Origin of the sequence: uncultured Devosia sp., assembly GCF_913055165.1 — a bacterium.
GTDB lineage: Bacteria > Pseudomonadota > Alphaproteobacteria > Rhizobiales > Devosiaceae > Devosia.
This window is the reverse complement of the sequence record NZ_CAJXJS010000112.1, coordinates 1-4,084: the sequence shown is the minus strand read 5'-3', so window position 1 is coordinate 4,084 and position 4,084 is coordinate 1. Positions and strand designations below refer to the sequence as shown.

General features: G+C 62.8%; 5 protein-coding genes. 2 read left to right on the top strand and 3 right to left on the bottom strand.

Features of this window, described 5'->3' with window-relative positions; all coding sequences use genetic code 11:
* The coding region (locus QZ564_RS19010) for an aspartate kinase (protein WP_297113509.1) at nucleotides 1–758 on the bottom strand (758 nt) is incomplete at its 3' end.
* 210 nt (nucleotides 759–968) lie between these two features.
* On the opposite strand from QZ564_RS19010, the gene ubiG reads away from it, so the two are divergent.
* Nucleotides 969–1,706, top strand: a complete 738-nt coding sequence (gene ubiG, locus QZ564_RS19005; RefSeq protein ID WP_297113507.1) for a bifunctional 2-polyprenyl-6-hydroxyphenol methylase/3-demethylubiquinol 3-O-methyltransferase UbiG — start codon at nucleotides 969–971, stop codon at nucleotides 1,704–1,706.
* Nucleotides 1,707–1,768: 62 nt separating this feature from the next.
* Here the strand turns inward: ubiG and QZ564_RS19000 are convergent, their stop codons facing one another.
* Both QZ564_RS19000 and QZ564_RS18995 read right to left on the bottom strand, forming a co-directional pair.
* Nucleotides 1,769–2,614: a hypothetical protein gene (locus QZ564_RS19000; RefSeq protein ID WP_297113505.1), complete on the bottom strand. Its 846-nt coding sequence runs from the start codon at nucleotides 2,612–2,614 to the stop codon at nucleotides 1,769–1,771.
* A 171-nt stretch (nucleotides 2,615–2,785) separates the two neighbouring features.
* A complete protein-coding gene (locus QZ564_RS18995; RefSeq protein ID WP_297113503.1) occupies nucleotides 2,786–3,157 on the bottom strand; it encodes a hypothetical protein in 372 nt (123 codons plus the stop codon).
* Nucleotides 3,158–3,311: 154 nt separating this feature from the next.
* Between QZ564_RS18995 and QZ564_RS18990 the strand changes: the two genes are divergently transcribed.
* The gene (locus tag QZ564_RS18990) at nucleotides 3,312–3,926 is read left to right on the top strand and encodes a hypothetical protein (protein ID WP_297113502.1); all 615 of its coding nucleotides are present in this window, start codon (nucleotides 3,312–3,314) and stop codon (nucleotides 3,924–3,926) included.
* Nucleotides 3,927–4,084 lie beyond the last annotated feature (158 nt).

Sequence of the window (4,084 nt, the reverse complement as noted above, 5' to 3'; positions counted from 1 at the left end):
ACAAGCGTGCCGGGCACACCCGGCGTCCCATCGGGCGCGATCTGCGGCGCGTCCGGGTCATCGAAACTGGAGCGGACAGTTAGTCGCACCTTGTGCGCCATGGCCATCTCGACCGAGCGGATCATCAGCACCTTGGCACCCAACGAGGCCATTTCAAGCATTTCCTCGAAGGAAATCTTGGTCATGCGCTGCGCCTTGGGCACGATGCGAGGATCGGTGGTGTAGACACCATCCACATCCGTATAGATGTCGCAGCGGTCCGCTTTGACCGCAGCAGCCACAGCGACCGCCGAGGTATCCGAACCACCCCGGCCCAGCGTCGTTACGCGGCCGTGGGGCGAGATGCCCTGGAAGCCGGTGATGACCGGCACCCAGCCATCCGTCATGCGCTTGTCAAGCTCGGTCGGGTCAATATCGGTGATCCGGGCCGCGCCATGGGAATCGTCGGTCTTGATCGGCACCTGCCAGCCGGCAAACGAGCGCGACTGAATGCCCATTTCCGAGAGGACAATGGCCATCAGCCCGGCGGTGACCTGTTCTCCCGAGGCGACCACGGCGTCATATTCGCGCGCATCGTGGAACTTGGACGCCTCGTTGACCCAGCCGACCAGCTCATTGGTCTTGCCCGACATGGCCGAAACCACCACGGCCACTTCATTGCCGGCCTCGACCTCGCGCTTGACGTGGCGCGCGGCATTGCGGATGCGCTCGACATTGGCCACAGAAGTGCCACCGAACTTGACGACGATACGGGCCACTTGCTTCCCCGACTAGAGCGCTGCCAGCGCGACTATTGAAGGCGCCGCCGCCGAACCCGGCGGTACGCTTTGCTTTGCGCGCGGACATGCCACAAAGCCGGTGCGCAATCAATGGGCATGGCAGAGGCCGGACCCACCACCCACCTGCGACAGGGCGCGCCTTGCTCCCGCCCGGCAAGCTGGGTCATATGGCCGGGCAAGGAGTTGTCCATGACAAAGACCACTGTCAACGAAGCCGAGATCGCCAAGTTCACGGCCATGGCCGAACAATGGTGGGACCCCAAGGGCAAGTTCAAACCGCTGCACAAGTTCAATCCGGTACGGCTGACCTATATCCGCGAACACCTGCTTGGCCATTTCGGCCGCGACGCCAATTCACTTCGGCCTTTCGAGGGCCTCAATATTCTCGATGTCGGGTGCGGGGGCGGCCTATTGTGCGAACCGCTGACCCGGCTGGGTGCGACGGTGACGGGCATTGATGCCGCCGAGCGCAATATTGCCATCGCCAAAATTCACGCCGAACAATCCGGGCTGGACATCGACTATCGCGCAACCACCAGCGAGGCTCTGGTCGAGGCTGGCGAACGTTTCGACGTGGTGCTCAACATGGAAGTGGTCGAGCATGTCGACGATGTGCCGCTCTATATGAAGAGCTGTGCCGACCTCGTCGCCCCCGGCGGACTGATGTTCACTGCCACGCTCAACCGCACCGCCCGCTCCTGGGCGCTGGCCATTGTGGGCGCCGAATATGTGCTGCGCTGGTTGCCGCGTGGCACCCATGACTGGAAGAAGTTTCTCACGCCCGAGGAAATCAACGCCCAATTGCGCCGCAATGGCCTCACCGTCATCGACCAGACGGGTGTAACCTACAATCCGCTGGCCGATGAATGGCGCACTTCGCCCGACATGGCGGTCAACTACATGGTGTTGGCCGACCGCCCTGCCTGAGACACGCTGAAGACCGGCCGCGGGCAGGCGGCCGGTCCCCTACGGTCTGACTGGAGGCCAGGTCAGAACACGTAGACCATCAGTGTGGTACCCTGCTTGTGTACGCCCAGCACATGACCCGGGCGATACTGGGTGCGGCTGAGGGCGGCGTTGATCAGCGGATCCTGCGCCACCGCACCCAGCAGGCGGTGATATTCCCCATTGGCGGCCAGCCAATTGGCCATCTGGCGACGGAGATCGGCACAGACCTTGATCGGAATGAGCTGGATACCGCTGGCCCGATTCCAGCCGCGCGTCGAGCTCTTCTGGAACAGCGCCATCAACTGGCTGGGATTGGCGTCGGCGCACATGGCGGTGATACCGGCCGATGCCGGGGCCGAAGTCGAACCGCCACTGCGGATGATGACGGTGCCGCCGCCAGTGGAGCCGCCCGAACCATTCGAGCCGTTTCCACCATTGCCACCGTTTCCACCGCTTCCACCGCTTCCACCGTTTCCACCATTGCCGCCACCGGATGATCCACCGCCGATATCGATGTCGACCAGGCTCCCGGGACCGCCGACATTCACATTGGTATCCAGTCCGCCCAGATTGGCATTGACGTCGGCAATGCCTTGCGGTCCGAGGACCGATGCATCCACGATGGGCGCAGATCCGCCGCCGACATTGGCGGTCACGACGCCGTCGCTGCCGCCCAGGCCCACATTGACCAACCCACTATCCCCGGCATTGCCGGAGTTGAGCGTCACCAGTGCGCCGCTGTCACCATCACCGACAATACCCAGGACGCTGGACCCGCCGGCATCGTCACCGCCCAATACCCCATCCAGAAGTCCACCGGCCGAGGCCAGGGACGGCATCAACACAGCCGACACCATGACGGCTGCAATCAAACGCTTGTACAACATGATCGTCTCCCAGTTTGCGATGGCCGGAGCCACCATGGGAATGATCATCGGGAAGCCAACCCGCCTCGTAATCCGCAGTTCTACCAATGCGCGGAACCAAGTTTGCCGGGGTGGTAAACCCATGTGGTTAAGGCAGGGGTCGCAAAAAACGCCGGCCGCATCTGGGGGCTATCAGGCCTTGAGCAGATCGTCGCGCCCGACGCTGAGCACCAGGCGGTCCCCGTCCACCCGGTCGATATGCTCAGGGAAGATGTAGCGGTCAGCCGCAAACAGACCGTCCGCATCCAGCCGCACAAACCCCTCGCGCAGGGCCTTTTCCTGCATCTCCCTCGGCAACTCGTCATCCGGCCGGAACACATCGGCCAGAATGGCGGTCAGGTCATTGCGCTCTCGCTCGAGCACCGGGCTGACACCGGCCGCATCCACATCCGGGCTGTCGGGGGCTTCATCGGTGCTGCGGAAGGTTTCGACCGTGCCGATCGGCTGCAATGCGTTGTCCACGACCTTCATGCCTTCGTGGATGGCGGTGGGAATGGCGTCCATTTGATCCTCCTGAGAATCCTTATCGGATAACGCCGATCCGTCGGGTCCCGTTCCGGTTCTGCCCTGCGGCGCAGTCGACCCGAAATGTGATCAGGCCGGCGCGAACCATTTGCGTCGCTGCCGATTCACTCCTCACCAAAAGGACGGAACCACCATGCTCAACCGAACCCGCGCCATGCTGGCGCTCGGGGCGACCCTGCTTTTGCTGCCCACTGCCCCCCTCGCCCAGGACAATCCAGACCAACCTGCCACCGGCCATGACGAAGCCGTCTTCATCTTTGGCGGACCTTTGACGCAAAGCTATTTCGGCGATGCCTTCCTGGTCTGGACAGACAATTACGAAGCCAATGTCTTTGCCGGCATCGGCTATCAGCGCTTCTTCTATGATTACCAGAGCTTCCGGCTCGGCATCGAGGCCGGCTTGGGGGTGCGGATGGGACCGGGTGAGCCAACGTCTGCCGAGGCCTGGGCCGGGCTGGTCGGCCGACTGACCGAGGTCGAGGTTGGCCCGGTCAATATCACGCCATCCATCACCGGCGGTTTTTCCGTGGTCACCGACACCATTGGCTCCGAGACCACCCGCACCCTCGCCTCGGGCGACAGCGCCGCCCTGCTCTACTATCTGGCCCCGGAAATAGCGGTTTCGCACGACGATCACCCCGAATGGGAAGGCTTCGGCCGCATCCAACATCGTTCGGGCGGCTTCGGCACCATTGCCCATATCGACGGCTCCAATGCAGTGACCCTGGGGCTGCGCTACAAATTCTAGACTAACGACATGACTGCGCACCGGACGACGCTGGCGTCTCCGGGTTTGGCACGGTGAAAAGCGGCTTTCGCCCCGAGTAAATAAAAGAAGAGGCGAAAGCCGCTTCCCACGAACAGGATTTCGGACGCACGCATCGAGCGGCCCCCTTGCGGGTTGTT